This is a genomic window from Lachnospira pectinoschiza (assembly GCF_020564355.1).
GTDB classification, from domain to species: Bacteria; Bacillota; Clostridia; order Lachnospirales; family Lachnospiraceae; genus Lachnospira; species Lachnospira intestinalis.
In genome coordinates this window covers 373,073-391,263 of sequence record NZ_JAJCRR010000001.1, presented here as the reverse complement: position 1 = coordinate 391,263, position 18,191 = coordinate 373,073, and the positions used below count along the sequence as shown (strand labels likewise).

The 18,191-nt window shown below is 42.1% G+C and carries 18 protein-coding genes; all 18 read right to left on the bottom strand.

Annotated elements, in window-relative coordinates:
- Positions 1–12 precede the first annotated feature (12 nt).
- The 18 genes from fliF to LI288_RS01765 all read right to left on the bottom strand — a co-directional run bounded on the left by fliF (position 13) and on the right by LI288_RS01765 (position 18,189).
- Positions 13–1,623, bottom strand: coding sequence for a flagellar basal-body MS-ring/collar protein FliF (gene fliF / locus LI288_RS01850; RefSeq protein ID WP_022433387.1), 1,611 nt, complete (start codon positions 1,621–1,623; stop codon positions 13–15).
- Between the two features lie 21 nt (positions 1,624–1,644).
- Complete coding sequence (locus LI288_RS01845) at positions 1,645–1,974, bottom strand: flagellar hook-basal body complex protein FliE (RefSeq protein ID WP_022433388.1); 330 nt, start codon at positions 1,972–1,974, stop codon at positions 1,645–1,647.
- 40 nt (positions 1,975–2,014) lie between these two features.
- The gene (gene flgC / locus LI288_RS01840) at positions 2,015–2,497 is read right to left on the bottom strand and encodes a flagellar basal body rod protein FlgC (protein ID WP_227089248.1); all 483 of its coding nucleotides are present in this window, start codon (positions 2,495–2,497) and stop codon (positions 2,015–2,017) included.
- A 55-nt stretch (positions 2,498–2,552) separates the two neighbouring features.
- Positions 2,553–2,945: a flagellar basal body rod protein FlgB gene (gene flgB / locus LI288_RS01835; RefSeq protein ID WP_022433390.1), complete on the bottom strand. Its 393-nt coding sequence runs from the start codon at positions 2,943–2,945 to the stop codon at positions 2,553–2,555.
- 206 nt (positions 2,946–3,151) lie between these two features.
- Positions 3,152–3,925, bottom strand: a complete 774-nt coding sequence (gene codY, locus LI288_RS01830) for a GTP-sensing pleiotropic transcriptional regulator CodY (RefSeq protein WP_022433391.1) — start codon at positions 3,923–3,925, stop codon at positions 3,152–3,154.
- A gap of 126 nt (positions 3,926–4,051) precedes the next feature.
- Positions 4,052–6,130 carry a type I DNA topoisomerase gene (gene topA, locus LI288_RS01825; RefSeq protein ID WP_227089247.1) on the bottom strand — a complete coding sequence of 693 codons (2,079 nt, stop codon included), beginning with the start codon at positions 6,128–6,130 and terminating at the stop codon, positions 4,052–4,054.
- A gap of 17 nt (positions 6,131–6,147) precedes the next feature.
- Positions 6,148–6,294 carry a hypothetical protein gene (locus LI288_RS01820; RefSeq protein ID WP_264473878.1) on the bottom strand — a complete coding sequence of 49 codons (147 nt, stop codon included), beginning with the start codon at positions 6,292–6,294 and terminating at the stop codon, positions 6,148–6,150.
- A gap of 10 nt (positions 6,295–6,304) precedes the next feature.
- Positions 6,305–7,276: a DNA-processing protein DprA gene (gene dprA, locus LI288_RS01815; protein ID WP_227089245.1), complete on the bottom strand. Its 972-nt coding sequence runs from the start codon at positions 7,274–7,276 to the stop codon at positions 6,305–6,307.
- Positions 7,277–7,329: 53 nt separating this feature from the next.
- Positions 7,330–8,877, bottom strand: a complete 1,548-nt coding sequence (locus tag LI288_RS01810) for a YifB family Mg chelatase-like AAA ATPase (RefSeq protein WP_227089244.1) — start codon at positions 8,875–8,877, stop codon at positions 7,330–7,332.
- Positions 8,878–8,947: 70 nt separating this feature from the next.
- Positions 8,948–9,796 (bottom strand): ATPase, T2SS/T4P/T4SS family, encoded by an 849-nt coding sequence (locus LI288_RS01805; RefSeq protein WP_227089243.1) that lies wholly within the window; start codon positions 9,794–9,796, stop codon positions 8,948–8,950.
- Positions 9,797–9,821: 25 nt separating this feature from the next.
- Positions 9,822–11,105 (bottom strand): hypothetical protein, encoded by a 1,284-nt coding sequence (locus LI288_RS01800; RefSeq protein ID WP_227089242.1) that lies wholly within the window; start codon positions 11,103–11,105, stop codon positions 9,822–9,824.
- A gap of 30 nt (positions 11,106–11,135) precedes the next feature.
- The gene (locus tag LI288_RS01795; RefSeq protein ID WP_227089241.1) at positions 11,136–12,968 is read right to left on the bottom strand and encodes an aminopeptidase P family protein; all 1,833 of its coding nucleotides are present in this window, start codon (positions 12,966–12,968) and stop codon (positions 11,136–11,138) included.
- Positions 12,969–12,989: 21 nt separating this feature from the next.
- Positions 12,990–13,622: an RNA polymerase sporulation sigma factor SigK gene (gene sigK / locus LI288_RS01790; protein WP_227089240.1), complete on the bottom strand. Its 633-nt coding sequence runs from the start codon at positions 13,620–13,622 to the stop codon at positions 12,990–12,992.
- A 67-nt stretch (positions 13,623–13,689) separates the two neighbouring features.
- The gene (locus LI288_RS01785) at positions 13,690–14,937 is read right to left on the bottom strand and encodes a peptidase U32 family protein (protein WP_227089239.1); all 1,248 of its coding nucleotides are present in this window, start codon (positions 14,935–14,937) and stop codon (positions 13,690–13,692) included.
- 148 nt (positions 14,938–15,085) lie between these two features.
- Positions 15,086–15,736, bottom strand: a complete 651-nt coding sequence (locus LI288_RS01780; RefSeq protein WP_022433400.1) for an O-methyltransferase — start codon at positions 15,734–15,736, stop codon at positions 15,086–15,088.
- On the bottom strand, positions 15,736–16,116 hold the full coding sequence (locus LI288_RS01775) for an endolytic transglycosylase MltG (protein WP_227089238.1): 381 nt from the start codon (positions 16,114–16,116) through the stop codon (positions 15,736–15,738). Before LI288_RS01775 ends, LI288_RS01780 begins: the two co-directional genes overlap by 1 nt.
- Before the next feature lie 30 nt (positions 16,117–16,146).
- Positions 16,147–16,500, bottom strand: a complete 354-nt coding sequence (locus LI288_RS01770; protein ID WP_022433402.1) for a YlbF family regulator — start codon at positions 16,498–16,500, stop codon at positions 16,147–16,149.
- 18 nt (positions 16,501–16,518) lie between these two features.
- Entirely contained in the window at positions 16,519–18,189 is a 1,671-nt protein-coding gene (locus tag LI288_RS01765) for a ribonuclease J (protein ID WP_022433403.1), read from the bottom strand.
- Between the last annotated feature and the right edge of the window lie 2 nt (positions 18,190–18,191).

Sequence of the window (18,191 nt, the reverse complement as noted above, 5' to 3'; positions counted from 1 at the left end):
ATCTGCCTTTTATTAATCCCATCCGTCATTTAACCAGTTACGCAGCAGTAATGCCACTGCTTCCGGATTCTCATCAACGAATTTTTCAATTGCCTTTCTCGTTTCTGACTTCTCCTGAATATCGATGTCATCAACAGCAGGCTGGTTCTCTTTGGTTGTTGCAAGCATTTCTTCTACTGACAATTCCGGTTCTGTCTCCTCTACTGTTAATGGTCTTGCACTTCTGATTACTACAAATGCAAGCAGTCCTAAAATAACAACAGCGAGTGCAATCTGAATCCAGAAGCTTGCTGTCTGGAATACGCTCGGTGAATCCGAATCTTCAAAGTAATGTGTTTCATAAGCCAGTACATTGATATTGCCCTGTGCAACACCTGTACCTCTTGAAATCGCATCCAGCCATGTATTATCAACGTCTAATGCAACGGAATCTGCATTCTGTGCCTTAAACTCATCCCATGTCATGTTATCAAGATAGCCAAGCTTCTTACATTCATCCTCATTGTAAATGCGGTTCTTAATAAATGTAACCTGAAGCGTAGATGAATCATACACAATAGAACCCGGCTCTTTTGTTGTGGTTGTTACCAGTTCATTTGGCAGGTAAGCATACTTATGTACTTCATAGGTTGAAGTAGAAGAAGTCCCGTCTGTCACTTCATAGGTTGTATCATCATTTGATGTTGTACCCGGCGTGCCGCTCGCACCGTTTGTTCCAACAGATGTTTCATCATAGGACTCTGAATAAAGTCCCTGTTCCTGTCCGTCTGCCGGTGTATATTGCTTTGCAATCGTATTGACTGCATCCCAGTCGAGTACAAGATTCATTGTAATATAAGCATCATCGTATAAACCAGTTGCAAGAAGTCCCTGTCTTAATGAATTCTTGGTTGTATTTTCAATACGTTCCTTATACTTTAATTTGCTGTTGTAGCTGACACCGGAAACCGTTGAATTATTTGCACCGGAGTACAGTGTTGAACCATCACTGCTTAAAATTGTAATGTTGTCTGTATTGGTATTACCGACTGATGTTGCAAGGAAATTCGCAATACTTTCCGCCTTTTCATCTTCCATCGTCTTTGACAATTTTAACGTAACACCTACTGATGCGTCAGAGGTTGCCGTATAAAAGGAATTGGTTGAATCTGCAAGCTGGATATTTACTGTTGCATTTTTAATTCCATCCATGGATTCCAAATCTGATTTCAGCTTTGATTCCAGATAATGTGCATATTTCTTTGTCTTATCCGATTCTGTCGTTGTAAAACTGCTGTTCATTGCATCGTCAAAGCTGTATCCGTCTGACTGGATATTCTCAGAGGCAATTAACATTTTAGCATCTGTCAGCTTTGCTTTTGGCACCTGAACAATCAGTGAATTGTCTGCCACCTTATAATCATAGCTGTTACTCTTTAACAATGCCGTTACTTCACTTAATTCAGTATAATCCTTACAGGTTGTAAGCACCTGGTAATTCGGCTGGTTTAAAACCACTGCAAGAATTACAACCGCCACCAAAAACACAGCCACTGCACTTACAATTACCGTCTTTTGTTTTTTTGTCCAATTATTCCAGATTTCCAACAGTTTCTTTGGAATCTGTTTTATTCTTTCAGCCATCTATCCATTAACTCCCATCAATTAAATTGACATATTCATAATTTCTTTATACGCTTCAAGCGCCTTGTCACGAATTGCCACCGTATACTGTAATGCCATATTAGCTTTCTGCTGATAAACACCCAGTTCATGAGTATTGGTCATATTTCCCAGTGCAAAATCAACTTCTGCCTGCTGTGCCTGCTGAATATAGGTATTAGTACTGTCTAACAGTCCGGATACTGCATTATAAATGGAATCGAATGTACTGTCTGTCTTTGCTGTACTTCCCGTTGCCGAATCCTGCATTGCCTGTGAAACCTTTGATACATAATCTGTTCCAAGGCTGTTAATTGCTGATGTTACGTCCATAATAAATCTCCATTCCTCTATTTACGGTTTTATTTACTGCTTACTGTTCTCCGATTGTAAGTCCTTTATTTGCCATTGTTTTGCTTGCATTAAATGCAGAAATGTTTGCCTCATAAGATCTGGAAGCATCAATTAAATCTGTCATTTCCTGTACAACGTTTACATTTGGATAGGTTACGTATCCATTCTCATCTGCATCCGGATGTGACGGATCATATACCATATTCATATCTGTTGAATTATCTTCATAGACAGAAGTTACCTTTACACCATCGCCTAACAATCCATTGTGTGCCTGTTTTAACACGCTGGCAAAAGATGAACCGTTTGAGCTTGAGCCGGTCACGGCGGTTGAAGCTGTCAGTGTCTTTTCCGTAAATACGACTGCCTTTCTGACATAAGGTGTTCCATCGGACGTTCTTGTCGTATTGACATTTGCAATATTCTGTGAAATCACATCTGTCCGCAACTGCTGTGCCGTCATTCCAGAAGCACTGATATTAAAAGCTGTAAACATCGACATATTAATCATTCCTCCCATTTATAACAAACATTCTGCTAAAAGCTGTCACGCCTATTTATTTTAATACTGCCTTCATTCTTGTAAATTCATTATTCATGCTGTCTATTAACGCATTGTAATTAATCTGTTCTGCTGCCAGTTCAGCATTCTCTGTAGACAAATCCACGTTATTACCATCCATTCTGTATGACAATGTTGTATTTTCCGTATATGTCCTGGTTGTAATTCCGCTCAAATTAGCTTCATTCACCTTCTGTGTCAGCGTTGAAGCCGGTGTACCTGCCTGCTCAAGCGCAGACTTTAAATAAGTTGTAAATTCCACGTCCTGTCTTTTATAATTTGGTGTATCCACATTTGCAATGTTATTGGTAAGAACTTCCTCTCTTAACCAGCTTGCATCTGCTGCCGTCTTTAAAACATCTACATATCCAAATGCCCCCGAATTCATATTCTATACTCCTTTCTTCGATGCGTTCCTATGTACTCATCACATAAAAAACCTAAGATATATTATAAATTATATATGAAAAATTACAAGTTTTTTTTAGCATTTTTTACATTATTATTCCAATTTTGACAGATTTTACCATAAAAAAAGGACTGATGCGCTACACTTGTGTATCATAATTCCTATATACGCATCAGACCTTTTTATTAGTTTTGATCAAGTTTTTTTATTTCTTCAAAAACGACTTCATTAATGACTTTGATGTACGTTCCCTTCATCCCCGATGATCTAGACTCAATAACTCCTGCGCTTTCAAATTTTCTCAATGCATTTACTATAACAGACCTTGTAATACCAACCCTGTCTGCAATCTTACTCGCAACAAGAATGCCCTCTGTCCCATCCAATTCTTTAAAAATGTGTTTAATCGCTTCCAGCTCTGAAGAAGAAAGCGTACTGATTGCCGATTTCACAATCTGCTGTTTGCGGACTTCCTCAGCATTTTCCTCATTTACGGAACGCATCATCTCCAGTCCGACAACAGTTGTTCCATATTCACACAAAATAATGTCATCAATTTCATAGCTGTTATTGCTCTTGTACATAAACAGCGTTCCAAGCCGTTCACCGGCAATCTCTATCGGTGCAAGCAGTGCCTGAAACTTTTTGACATTCTCATTTGTAAATCCCAAAGTTGCCAGATTTACATTTTCTTTTGTCGAAAGAACACTGAGCAGTCTTTCATTCAGCATATTATCCACAAATCCGCCAACCTTGTCATAAATCAGTTCATCAATAACTTCCTCACTGTTATAAAATCCCGTGCCAAGCACCTTGCCTTTTTTACTGATCACAAGGATATTGGATTCGAGAATGCCGCTCAACACAGCACAGATATCATTGAATTCAACCCGATGTGAGTGATTGTTATGAAGCAATTTATTGATTTTTCTGGTTTTATCTAATAACTGGACACTCATTTCTATCCTCCTTATGTTTACTTGGCAAACTGCCATACTCTATTATTGATAATAACACATTTTTTATTACAATTCAACTGAATTCACTGTATTTTTCGCAAAATTTCACTTTATTCCAAAAGCTTTCTATTTATTTTCATCGTTTTCACGATTTTCTACATAGCCGCAGTTTTCATCACCGCACACCAGCTTATTGCCTTTTTCCAGCATATAGCCGCCGCATTTCGGGCATTTCTTATTAGAAGGCTTCTGCCATGTCATAAAATCACATTCCGGATTATCCTCACAGCCAAAATATCTTCTGCCCTTCTTGGTCTTTCTCATAACGACTTCTTTTCCGCACTTCGGACATGCCACACCGATTTTTTCAAGATATGGTTTGGTATTTCTACATTCCGGGAAACCAGGGCAGCCTAAAAACTTACCGTGCGGACCGTATTTTACAACCATGTTTCTGCCACACTTCTCACAGACAACATCCGTTACTTCATCTTCAATCTTTACCGATTCAAGTTCTTTTTCTGCCGCTTTGACAGCTTCATTTAAGTCCGGATAGAAATTTCTGATAACCTCTTTCCATTTTACTGAGCCCTCTTCCACACCGTCGAGCAGTGATTCCATGTTTGCGGTAAAATTCACATCTACAATAGAAGGAAATGCTTTCTTCATAATGTTATTGACCGCTTCACCCAGTTCTGTCACATAAAGATTTTTATTTTCCTTTGCAACGTAATGTCTTGCGATAATCGTTGTAATGGTCGGCGCATACGTACTCGGGCGGCCGATTCCCAGTTCTTCGAGTGTCTTTACAAGCGATGCTTCCGTATAATGTGCCGGCGGCTGTGTAAAATGCTGCTGTGGATTCAGTTCATTTAATGTCAGTTCTGACTGCTCATCAATTCCCTTTACCAGTGCATTGGAGGCTTCCTTTTCTTCATTATCCTTATATACAGATAAGAATCCTTCAAACTTTACCTTGGAAGCTGCTACCGTAAAACGGTATTTTCCTGCCGCAATCTTTACAGAAATGGTTTCATAGACCGCCGGACGCATCTGACTTGCCGTAAAGCGCTTCCAGATAAGCTGATAAAGACGGAACTGATCTCTGGATAACGATTCTTTAATCACAACCGGCGACAGTGCAATATCTGTCGGCCGGATTGCTTCGTGTGCATCCTGAATCTTTTTATCATCTTTTTTTCCCGCACCGGTATTTCCTACATAATCCTTTCCATAAGAAGCTTCAATATATTCTGCTGCCATAGCTACTGCTTCATCTGCTACTCTTGTGGAATCCGTACGCAGATACGAAATTACACCTATTGTCCCTCTGCCTGCAATATCCACACCTTCATAGAGCTGCTGTGCAAGGCGCATGGTTTTTTGTGTTGAAAAATTCAATGTTTTTGCTGCTTCCTGCTGTAAGGTACTTGTTGTAAACGGCAGTGGGCATTTTTTTGTCTTTTCACCTTTTTTAATGCTTTCAACATAGAATTTTTCTTTTTCTACCGCCTGTGTAATTTCCTGTATCTGTGCTTCATCTTTAATGTCGATTTTCCCGTCAGCATCTCCGTAAAACTTTGCCGTCAGGGGCTTTTTCTCACCTTTTACGTCTAATACTGCTTCCATTGTCCAGTATTCCTGCGGAATAAATGAATTAATCTCATCTTCCCTGTCACAAATGATACGCAGAGCAACAGATTGTACACGGCCGGCACTTAAGCCTCTTTTAATCTTTGCCCATAACAGTGGACTAATCTGATAACCTACCATCCGGTCAAGCACACGTCTGGACTGCTGGGCATCCACAAGATTCATATCAATCTTGCGTGCATTTTTAATAGAAGCTTTTACTGCATTTTTTGTAATTTCATTAAATGTAATCCGGTAAATATCTTTATCCTCCAGCTTCAATGCCTTTGCCAGATGCCATGAAATCGCTTCTCCTTCGCGGTCGGGATCGGTTGCAAGATACACTTTATCTGCTTTTTTGACTTCTTTTCTTAAAGCAGCAAGAATATCTCCTTTCCCACGGATTGTTATATATTTCGGTTCAAAATCGTTATCTATATCAATTCCCATCTGACTTTTCGGTAAATCTCTGATGTGCCCCTGAGATGCCATAACCTCATAATTTGCCCCCAGAAATTTTTTAATCGTCTTTACCTTTGCCGGGGACTCTACGATTACCAGATATTTTGCCATAGTCTCTTTTTTCCTCCTCAAATCTCTAAATCGTTCCTTGCATAACAGTTTTTTGAGATTTCCGTAATCAGCCCCTCAAGCTGCATTTCCAGAATCATCTGATTTAAATCTGCTATTTCAAGCCCTGTTTCTGCTAAAAGTTCATCAAGGCTTTTTGGATACAAATCGAAACAACTATACACCATATCTTTGGGGGTTGCAAGAAATTTTTTTTTGTATTTTTTCTTTTTCTTCCCCTTTTCCGACTGTTTTATTCATAAAAATTTTATCTTTTAACGCCTTTGTCTGAAAAATATCTTCCGGTTTTGTAATTACAATTGCCCCCTGTTTTATCAGTTCATTACATCCTTCACTGAGCGGCTGCCCGATATTCCCTGGCACAACATAAACATCCCTATTCTGCTCCAATGCCGCATCTGCCGTTATAAGTGAACCGCTTCTTTTTCTAGCTTCTACAACAATCACCGCATCTGATATCCCGCTGATAATGCGGTTTCTAACCGGAAATCTACCTGCTGCCGGTACTGTCCCCGGCGGATATTCCGAAAGAATTGTTCCCTTCTCCTGAATCTGCATATAAAGCCGGATATTTTCACGCGGATAGCAGATATCCACGCCGTTTCCAAGTACCGCCACCGTTCTTCCCCCGCCCGCAATACAACCTTCATGTGCCGCAGTATCAATACCCGATGCCATGCCGCTTACCACAGTAATGCCAAGTTGTGCAAATGCCTTTGCGAAGCTGTACGCAACCGACCTTCCATAGCCGGAACATCCTCTTGCCCCCACCATGGCAACTGCCGGTTCATCTGCGCGCAAAAGCTGTCCTTTGCTGTATAATCCGTAAGGCATATCATATAATTGCAGAAGGTTTTGGGGATACTGTTTTCCTTCCTTATATATAAACGATATTCCCTTATGCTGTAATTGTGTAAAACTTTTATAAACTTTTTCCATATTTCTGTTTTTCATAATCGTTTCTATGTTTTGCTGTGTAAGACCTGTACAGCCGTGCAGTGCTTCCGGCGCCGCATAAAAAACCGCCTTTGGACTTTTAAATACATCCAGCAGTCTTTTTATCCGCTTATTGCCTATCCCTGAAAGATTGCACAGCCAGTACCAGTATAATTCTTCTTTTTCCTGCATATATTCTCCATTTCTTCTGTGTAAATAAACTGCTATTTAACCTCGGTATCATTTTATTCGATTACCGAACGGTAGCTGCGGTAAGAAAGTGCCTCACTTAAATGGGCAATTTCAATTTCTGTACACTCTTCAATATCCGCAATCGTGCGCGCCGTCTTTAAAATCTTGTGATATCCTCTTGATGTAAGGTGGAATTTATCATAGACTTTTTCCATAAACTCCTGTTCTTTTTCTCCCAGCCTGCAATATTTTTCAAGCTGCATGGCACTCATCTGCGCATTAAAATAAATATTCTCCTTTGCAAAACGCTCCGCCTGCCATGCTCTTGCACACTCCACCTTTTCTTTCATGTAAGCCGATGACCCTTTTTTATTACAGCTTTGATACTGCATTTTATGGACACCTGCATCCGTAACCTGTATACAGATATCAAAGCGGTCCCATAACGGACGACTGATTCTGCCCAAAAATCGTGTAACATCCTGCTGTGTGCAGGTACATCTGCTTCTGTCTGGAAAATATCCACAGCGACATGGATTCATCGCTGCTGCCAGCATAAAATCTGCCGGATAGACACACGTTTCCGTTAAACGTGTAAGAATCACTTTTTTCTCCTCAAGCGGCTCTCTAAGCCCCTCCAGAACTGTCTGACGATACTCTGTGAGTTCATCTAAAAATAAAACGCCTTTTCCCGAAAGCGTGACCTCTCCCGGTCTTGGCACTCTGCCTCCGCCCAAAAGTGCCGCCTGGGTCACACCATGCCCCGGCGCCCGGAACGGTCTTTTCGTCATCAACGGATGATTGGGATTTAACTGTCCTGCAATACTGTATATCTTTGTCAGTTCCAGCTGTTCCTCAAACGATAATTCCGGCATAATCGATGAAATTCTTTTAGCAAGCATCGTCTTACCGCTTCCCGGCGGTCCTACATATAAAATGTTGTGCATCCCCGCCGCAGCAATCATCGTTGCCCGCTTTGCACTCTCCTGCCCTTTTATCTCCAGGAAGTCCAGCTGTTCCTGTGGACTTTCTTTCCCTGCCGTATCATAGTTTCCTTTTAGAGGACTATTCCTTTCCTGCGCCGGACTTTTTCCCGTCTGTAAATATACCACCGCTTCTTTCAGTGTCCGTACCGGTATCAGTTCCATTCCCTTTACAACACTTCCCTCTGCCATATTCTCTGCCGGCAGAATACAGCGCTTCTTTCCCTGCTGTAATGCTTCACATACCGATGGCAGAATTCCTTTTACCGGGTTGACCGTGCCATCAAGGCTTAACTCCCCAATAATGACCATATCTTCAAATGCCGTCATATTGACTTCATCCTGTGCGCCAAGAATCCCTATGGCAATCGGCAGATCAAATCCTGTCCCGTATTTGTGTATGTCCGCCGGAGAAATATTGACCGTAATGCGCCGCGGTTTCTGTTCATAACCGGAATTACGCAGGGCAATCCGCACACGCTCCTTCGCCTCTTTTACTTCTGTGGAAAGATAACCGCCCATATCAAATACCGGCAGTCCTCTCCCCACATCCACTTCTACTGTAACTACATAGGCTGTAATGCCCGTAATCGTAGTACTGTAAACCTTTGAAAACATTGCTCACCTCTGTAATATAATATAGTTTTATTCTTCTCACTATTCATATTACAGATATATTTTTAATTTGTCAACTATTATATTTTAAAATTTCACAATTATATACAAATTTGCCTGTACTTTCACACAGCTCATACTTTTGCTGAATTACTGCCTTTGTCATTTTCCAGACCCGGGTCTTTTGCAACGGTGCTTCCATTCCCGATAACTGTGCAATCCGCTCAACAGCCGTATCTGCATCCACGCTGTTTACCGTTCCAAGCACAACAAGTCCCATCTTTGCCGCACGCAGTGCCGCCTGTACAGCTTCCGGTGTTTCAAGTTCACCGATTAAAACACCATCTGCCGATTCATGCAGCAGATTGTCCATTCCTTCCTTATAAGAACCGGTATCTTTTCCGATACAGCGGCGGCTTAACAGCCCTTTTCCTGCTTCTATCGGATATTCTACGGGACTTTCCAGCGTTACAAGATGCATAAAACGTCCTGCAAGCATCTGTTCTGCCAGTGCCGCAAGTGTGGCACTCTTTCCGCTGTGCGGCTTTCCGCAGACAAGTACCAGTCCCTGCGTAATCCCTGCCAGTGCTTTTAGTTCTTCCGGAAGTCCCTCTTTCTTATTGATAATTTTTACACAGGCTGACGGCACACCGTCATTCTGGTAAATATGCACGCGGAATCTGCCGATTCCATGAAATGCAATCACTTCATCCACGCTTTTTGTTTCCCTGTACTGTGCCGCCTGTTTTGCATCCAGCATTTCAAGCAGAATTTTTTCTGCTTCTGTGCTGCTTAATTCCGGATAATCGAGATTCTTTATCTTTCCACCAATCCGTGCTGCCGGTTTTCTGCCCGCCATCAGATATATTTCTGCTGCGCCTGCCTGCTGTGCCTGTCTGAATAACTGTTCAATTGTAACCATCTTTCCACCTCATTCCATCAACCGGTTACTGTATCTGTTCAATCCGGTACTGTGTTTCATTTTGTTCTATTGCTTCCTCATAAATTCTGTCATAATCATCCGAACAGCTGTAGCGTTTTTCATTTTCATCATGGACAATGTCAAATATTCCCTGTGATGTCACATATCCATCTGAATAAGCAAATGCAAAATAAACATCTTCTTCATTGTCATCATTTTCTATCACTGCCTGATAAAGAAAATACAGGTAATTGTCCGGTCCTGCCACCGTGTCTGCTGTTTCTTTTTTCTTTAAAAAGTATATGCCAAGACATTCAATATCCGAAGCTTCCTCAATGTTGCTGCTTCTTAAATAAGAGGTCTTTCCTGTGGCTTTATATAACATACGGAAGGTTGTATTCTCTGTCTGTGCAGAAATCGTATCCTCAATCTGTCCCTGCATTTCTGACAGCACTGCATTGTCTATGTCAACCGGTGTCTGTACATACTCACTTAAACCCTCGGCGCGCACTGTTACCTCTAATGTATCTGTGATATAACCGTGCCGTCCGAGTTCTTCTTTGCCGGTTTCACAGCGGATTGTCACTGCATCACCTTTTTGAATGTTTTCCGTCATATCCGCCGTAAATATAAGGCTGCCAAGATACTCATCGCCCCACTTGTTGGTAACCAGTGCATACGCATCCGGGCTGATTCCAGCAAAGGTCACTTCTACATTAGAGAATAAATCAATCTTTGTACCTGCATCAATACCTTTGGCACGCACGGTATAGTCTTTTGCTTTGATTTTAACTCCCAGTTCTTTTGCAAGCTCCTTATCAAATAAAACCTCAATCTTTACTTTTTGACCGTTTGCAATATTCATCTGATGCACTGCTGCCGATACGGATTCTGCAAGACTTCTGTAACGGCTCTGTTTATCTGCATCTTTTGTCTTTCCTGCAAGCCTGCGGTAGAGCTTTTCCGTATCCACGCTGCACTCTGCTACGGCATATCCGTCCGCTCCGGTGTAGGATACCGTAATGTAGTCTTCCGGCTTTACCTTTGACGCCACCGCACAGATAAGGCTTACAAGCAGGATCACCAGCACCAGTACACCGATTGCTGCACCTGCCGCCGTCTTTGGTTCTTTATGCACCCAGCCGGTAAAATCCTGCATGAAACACTTGAATTTTCCCTGCTGTCTGCGTTCTTCCTCCTCTTTTTTGCGTTCTTCTTCCATCGCAATGGATTTTTCTCTCCATTTGCCCAGTTTTAAATCGACTGTTTTATCCACAGGTTCATTTTTACTCATTTGCTGTTTACTCATTTTCCCTCTTTTCCCGCCTGATACGGCTGTTTATTCTACCGGTCTTGTATACTGCTTTAAAAATTCAAGTTCCTCACCGGATAAATGCGGTGACAATCTGCTGTAAACCGCCGCATGGTACGCATTGAGCCTTTCGATGTCTTTTTTCTCCAGCCATGCCGTGTCTACCAGGTCCAGATCAATCGGAACAAAGGTCAGCGGTTTAAATTTTAAAAAGGTGCCGTACTCATTTTCACCGTCACCGACACACTCTATTTCATTTTCAATACGGATACCGTAAGCGCCTTCAATGTATACACCCGGCTCATCGGAAGTGACCATGCCTTCTTCAAATACGCACAAATCATTTCTGCCCGGATTGTGCTTCCAACGGAAGCCGTTGGGCGACTCATGCACGTTGAGCAGATACCCGATTCCGTGACCCGTGCCGCACCGGTAATCCATGCCCTGTTCCCACAGCGGACCTCTTGCCAGAATGTCCAGGCTAAAGCCCGTACAGCCTTTTAAAAAACGTGCATTGGCAAGATTTAACATGCCTTTTAAGGTGAGTGTGAAATATTTTTTCATCTCTGCTGTCACTTCACCCAGTGCAAAGGTACGGGTAATATCTGTCGTGCCGCGAAGGTACTGTCCGCCCGAATCTACCAGAAGCATCCCCCTTGGATACAGCACCGCACAGTGGTCTTTTTCTGCGTGATAATGCATCATTGCCGCATTTTCACCGTATGCACTGATTGTATCAAAACTCAATTCCTTGTAATCCGGAATATGGCTTCTTAAATTATCCAGATACTCTGCTGCCGTCACTTCCGTGACATTCCATTCTTTTCCTGCTTCGTACTGCTTCATTGTATTTTTTAGCCAATACATAAATTTCGTCACGGCAAGTCCGTCATCAATGTGGACATCCCGCAGATTCGCAAGTTCTGTCGGATTTTTGACCGCTTTCATACGCACGGACGGATTTTCCTTACAAATGCATTCTGCAGTTTCCGGCACACTCTGGAAAAGCGCCAGATTCACTCTTTTCATATCCATCCACACCGAAGTTTTCTTACCCGCAAGACTGCGTAAATCCGCATAGATTTGATTATACGGACGAAGCTGTATCCCATCCTGTGCCAGATCAGCTTTCATTGCCTGCGTAAAACGGGATTCCTCTGTATACAGATACACTGCATTCGGTGCAAACAGCAGATATGCCATAATCACCGGATTACATGCTACATCATCGCCGCGCAGATTTAAAATCCAGCAGATGTCGTCTAACGAAGCCACCGCATGATATGCCGCGTGTGCCGTCTCCATTTCCTGATAAATTCTGTGAATTTTATCCTCACGGCTCTCTCCGCTGTATTTAAGTTCCAGTTCATACGCTTTGGAAGCCGGAAATGCCGGTCTGTCTTTCCACAGTTCCTGTACCGGCATAAAATCCCCTTTGATCCTGCCGCCGCACGCCTCTGTAAGTTTTATCCACTCCATTCCTGTCTGTGCCGCACACGTTCTTGCATCCATGCCGAGCACACCGCCTGCGCCCAGCCGCTCACGGATATACTCTGTAAGCGTCGGCACGCCTGCACAGCCCATTTTCATCAGCGTAATGCCCGTACCTTCAAGCTGTGCCTGTGCCTGCACAAAATATCTGCCGTCCGTAAAAAGTGCTGCTTCTGTCTGTGTCACTGCCAATGTTCCCGCAGAGCCGGTAAACCCGGACAGGTATTCCCGGTCTGCAAAATATGCGCCCGAATACTCAGACATATGATAATCATCGGTAAATACTACAAATATGTCTACATTTTCTGCTTTCATGCGTTCCCTCACAAAACGCAGTCTTTCTTTTATGACTTCATGTTTTTCCTGCATGGCAATTCCCTTCTTTTGCTTTTATAGTTTGGCATCCTCCAGCAGTTTTTTAAGCTTTAAAAGTGCCTTTTTTTCAATCCTGCTGATATAACTTCTGCTGATACCCAGCCGGTCTGCCAGTTCACTCTGGGTCATCGGTTCTTTGCCGTTTAAACCGTACCGCCGGATAATAATTGTTTTTTCTCTTTCATTTAATACTTTATCAAGATTCTGATACAGACACAACACCCTTTGTGCAAAAAGACAATCTTCTACTACATCTTCTTTTTCTTCACCGACAATATCTATCAGGCTGATTTCGTTGCCCTCTTTATCTTTTCCAATCGGCTCATACATCGACACTTCTTTGGATTTGCGCTTTTCCATGCGGAGCATCATCAGCAGTTCATTATCAATGCATTTTGCGGCATAGGTTGCCAGCCGGATACTTTTATCCGGTTTGAATGAATTGACCGCCTTAATCAGCCCAATCGTGCCGACAGAGATTAAATCATCCGTATCACGGTCTGCCTGAAGATATTTTTTGACCATGTGTGCCACGAGCCTCATATTGCGCTCCACCAATATATTTCTCGCTTCCATATCCCCATTATGAAAACGTTCTATCATTTCCTTTTCTTCTTTTGCCGATAGCGGCTTTTCAAATGCTTTCAAAGAAAGGCACCCCTGACACATATTTATATATAGTATGTGCCGGAATGCCTTTTATTGCTTTTCCAATCTAATCTTCTTTTCTTCTTAATATGTCATACTGGCAAAGCGGAACACCTAAATCAATATAAAGCTGCTGTTTCGGATGCGGTGCACTTTCCATCGCTTCTCCGTCTTCGTTGTAAATTGCCTTGACGGTAACTTCCAGGTTCGTACCATCCGGGCGCATAACTTCTATCGTTTCCCCGACAGAGAATTTGTTACGTTGTTCAATATGATACAATCCCTTGTCATTACACTCTCCTACAATGCCGAGGTACGTATATTCCTTGACATACGTATTGGAATCATAAATCTGGGTGTTTTCATCCGGTTTTCCAAAGAAAAAGCCTGTTGTATACTGTCTGTACGTACATTTCTGGATTTCAGACTTGTAAAAAGGAATCCGGCTCTTATATAATTCAGGGTCCTGTAAAAATTCATCAATTGCCAGACGGTACGTTCTTGCAACCGTTGCCACATATAATGCCGTCTTCATTCTTCCTTCGATTTTAAAGCTGTCAATGCCGGCTTCAATCAGTTCAGGAATATGTTCAATCATACATAAATCCTTGGAATTAAAAATATACGTTCCGCGTTCATTTTCGTAAACCGGCATATACTCGCCCGGTCTGGATTCTTCCACAACAGAATACTTCCAACGGCATGGATGTGTACACGCTCCGCGGTTTGCATCGCGTCCTGCCATAAAGCTGCTGAGCAGACATCTTCCCGAATAGGAAATACACATAGCCCCGTGAATAAACGTTTCAATTTCCATATCATCCGGGATATGCGCACGGATTCCCTTGATTTCATTTAAAGAAAGCTCTCTTGCCGTTACAACACGCTTTGCACCCTGCTTCCACCAGAACTGATACGTCATATAATTGGTATTGTTTGCCTGTGTGCTGATGTGGATATCCGTATCCGGCATCACTTCCTTTGCAATCGTAAACATCCCCGGATCGGAAATAATCAGCGCATCCGGTCCGATTGTCTTTAATTCTTCAAAATAGGCTCTTGCACCCTCTAAATCATAATTGTGTGCCAGAATATTTGCCGTCACGTAAACTTTCACATCATGTGCATGTGCAAATGCAATACCTTCCTTCATATCTTCCATCGAAAAATTCTTTGCTTTTGCACGCAGTCCAAAGGCTTCACCACCAATATATACTGCGTCCGCACCAAATATTACCGCTGTCTTTAAAACTTCCAGACTGCTTGCCGGAATCAGCAGTTCCAGTTCGCGTCCGTTATAAAAATGTCCAGCCATTCTCTTATCCTCATTTCTGAGCGACTTGTTGCGAAGAAGCGATGAGAAATTCGCGCAGGCGATTTCTCATCTGCTATCAGGGAGATTTGTTTTCGCTCAGAAACAAATCTCCGTGTGAAGAATAAGCGCATCAGCGTTATTTTTCACACTATCCTTTCTTAACACTTAATGTAATACCGTCACCAATCGGAACGATACTCGTTTCTAACTGTTCTGCATGGGTCAGTGTATAAATATATTCTCTCATTCTTGTGTGGATTGTCCGGTTTCTTCTTGTTACACCGTAACGGGACTCTACAATATCACCTTCCTGTAATACATTGTCTGAAATGAGCAGTCCGCCCGCAGGCATTAACCGCAGCAGTTCGGGCAGAAAATTAATATACTGTCCTTTTGCCGCATCCATAAAGATAAAATCATACGTTCCATCAAGTTCTTTTAAAATATCCATCGCATCACCCTCTAAAAGCGTGATGACCTCTTCTTTTCCTGCCCGTTTGAAATTGTTCTTTGCAACAGGAATCCGTTTTTCATAATTCTCAATTGTCGTAATGCGGCAGTTTTGAGGCATATTTTCACTCATAAGAATAGATGAGTAACCTACTGCCGTTCCCACTTCGAGAATTTTTTGCGGCTGCTTTAACAAAAGCAGCACCTTGAGCAGATTACCCATCTCTTTTCTGATAATCGGAACACCGTCCGCCAACGCTTCCTTTTCTATTGCATTACAAACCGGAGAATTCCCTTTATCTAAAGAATTAATGTAATCAACAATCCGTTCATTGACAATTGTTCCCATTATTTATCCTCTCCTGTATCTGCACACGACAGCACTTTCATCATTTCTGTCGGTGTCATCGCCGTATTTAAGGTATACGTACCTCCTACAAATTTATCCTTATAATCAGATAATATAATCTGATAATAAAAACAGGTCTTATCTTTTACAAGTCCTTTGTCATAAAGGAGCTTTGCAAGCTGCTTAGACGTAATGCCATCTGAAATCGTAACCTGTGTTTCCCTTGCCTGTGCCTCGGAAGAAACGGCTTCTTCATCAAAAATATTATGACCAAAGGTATACGCTTTGCTTCCTGCCGTAAAAATGATAAACACACCTACCGCAATTACAATTACATTAAGCGAAACACCTAAAATCATCCGGATACTTTTTTTGTTCATTTTTTGTCAATCTCCCATACTGCCCGGCATTTATCTGCCGCTTTCATTTAAAAAGTCCACATCAAAATCTACCGCATCCACAAGCGATACGCAGACATCCTGTACCAGACGGCACAGACACAGTTCTGCCGAAAAGTAACTTTTTGCCAGTCCCTGATTTCTCATATCAGCGTATTGCGCTTCCAGCTGCGAAATATTCTCATCAATCTCCTGAATTTCATCGTTGTACTGTATTTCAAAATTCCGTCTCCGAAATTCATCAATTGCCCTTTTTAAATCGGCATTTTTGGACACTTCCGCCTCCAGCCTCTTATATTCGCGGTATTCTTCACTGTCTAAAACCGCCTGTATTAATTCTGCTTTCAGCTCATCGATTCTTCCCATTTACATCTCCATTTTACGTTACATATGTGCTTCCATAATAATCGGAAGTATAACTGGGTTTCTTTTCATCTTCTTCCAAAGATATTCGCTTAAATCATCCTTGATAATGTTCTTAATTTTGCTCCAGTCTGTAATGTTTTTATCCATACAGGTTTCTACAGAACCGGATACCACTTCTCTTGCTTCATCTAACAGTTCTTCTGCTTCACGGACATAGACAAAACCTCTTGTCACAATATCCGGACCTGCTACCAGCTGTCCGCTGTACTTTTCAAGTGTGAGTACAACGATGATAATACCGTTTTCTGCAAGATTCTGACGGTCACGCAGTACAATATTGCCGACATCACCGACACCTAAACCGTCAACAAGAATCTCGCCAGTCTGTACATGTCCTACAATGCCTGCTTTTTCTTCGCTTAATTCCAGTACATCACCACATTTTGCAATGAAAATATCCTCTTTATCATAACCTAAAGACTGCACAACTTCTTTCTGTGCCATTAAATGTCTATATTCGCCATGAACCGGAATTGCATATTTCGGCTTAATCAGGGAGTAGAGCAACTTAATTTCCTCCTGACAGGCATGTCCTGATACGTGGGTATCCTGGAAAATAACCTTAGCCCCTTTCATACCGAGTTCATTAATAACCTTTGCGACAGACTTTTCGTTACCCGGAATCGGTGTTGATGAAAAGACAACACAGTCACCCGGCTGGATAGACACTTTTCTGTGCAGGGAAGCTGCCATTCTTGAAAGTGCCGCCATAGACTCACCCTGACTGCCCGTTGTAATCAGTACAATCTGCTCCGGTGTATAATTTTTCATTTCTTCCGTATCAATGAGTGTGCCTTCCGGAATCTTTAAGTAGTCCAGATTCTCGGCAACTTCAATGATATTGACCATGCTTCGTCCTTCAACACAGACTTTTCTGCCGTACTTTACCGCAGAATTGATAATCTGCTGTACACGGTCTACATTGGATGCGAAAGTTGCAATAATCAAACGGCTGTTTTTATTATCTGTGAAAATCTTATCAAACGTTGCACCAACGGTACGTTCTGACATTGTAAAGCCCGGACGGAGTGCATTCGTAGAATCACACATCAGTGCAAGAACACCCTTTTTGCCCAGTTCGCCCATTCTCTGTAAATCAATCGGTTCACCGTAAACCGGTGTATAATCCACTTTAAAGTCACCGGTATGGATAATGACACCTGCCGGCGAGAAAATTGCCAGTGCTGCTGCATCTGCAATACTGTGGTTTGTACGGATAAATTCAACCCTGAAATCACCTAAATTAATAGACTGTCCGTAACGTACCACCTTACGCTTTACCTGACGCTGCATGCCGTGTTCTTTTAACTTGGAATCAATCAGGCCCATCGTGAGCTTTGTCGCATAAATCGGCGCATTGACTTCCTTTAATACATACGGAATTGAACCGATGTGGTCTTCATGTCCGTGCGTAATTACAAAACCTTTGACTTTATCTGCATTTTCCTTTAAATAGGTGACATCCGGGATAACCAGATCAATTCCTAACATTTCTTCTTCCGGGAATGCAAGACCGCAGTCCACTACAATAATACTGTCATCGTATTGTATGGCAGTAATGTTCATACCAATCTTGTCAAGACCACCCAGTGGGATAATCTTAACAGAACCTACATATTCTTTCTTCATTT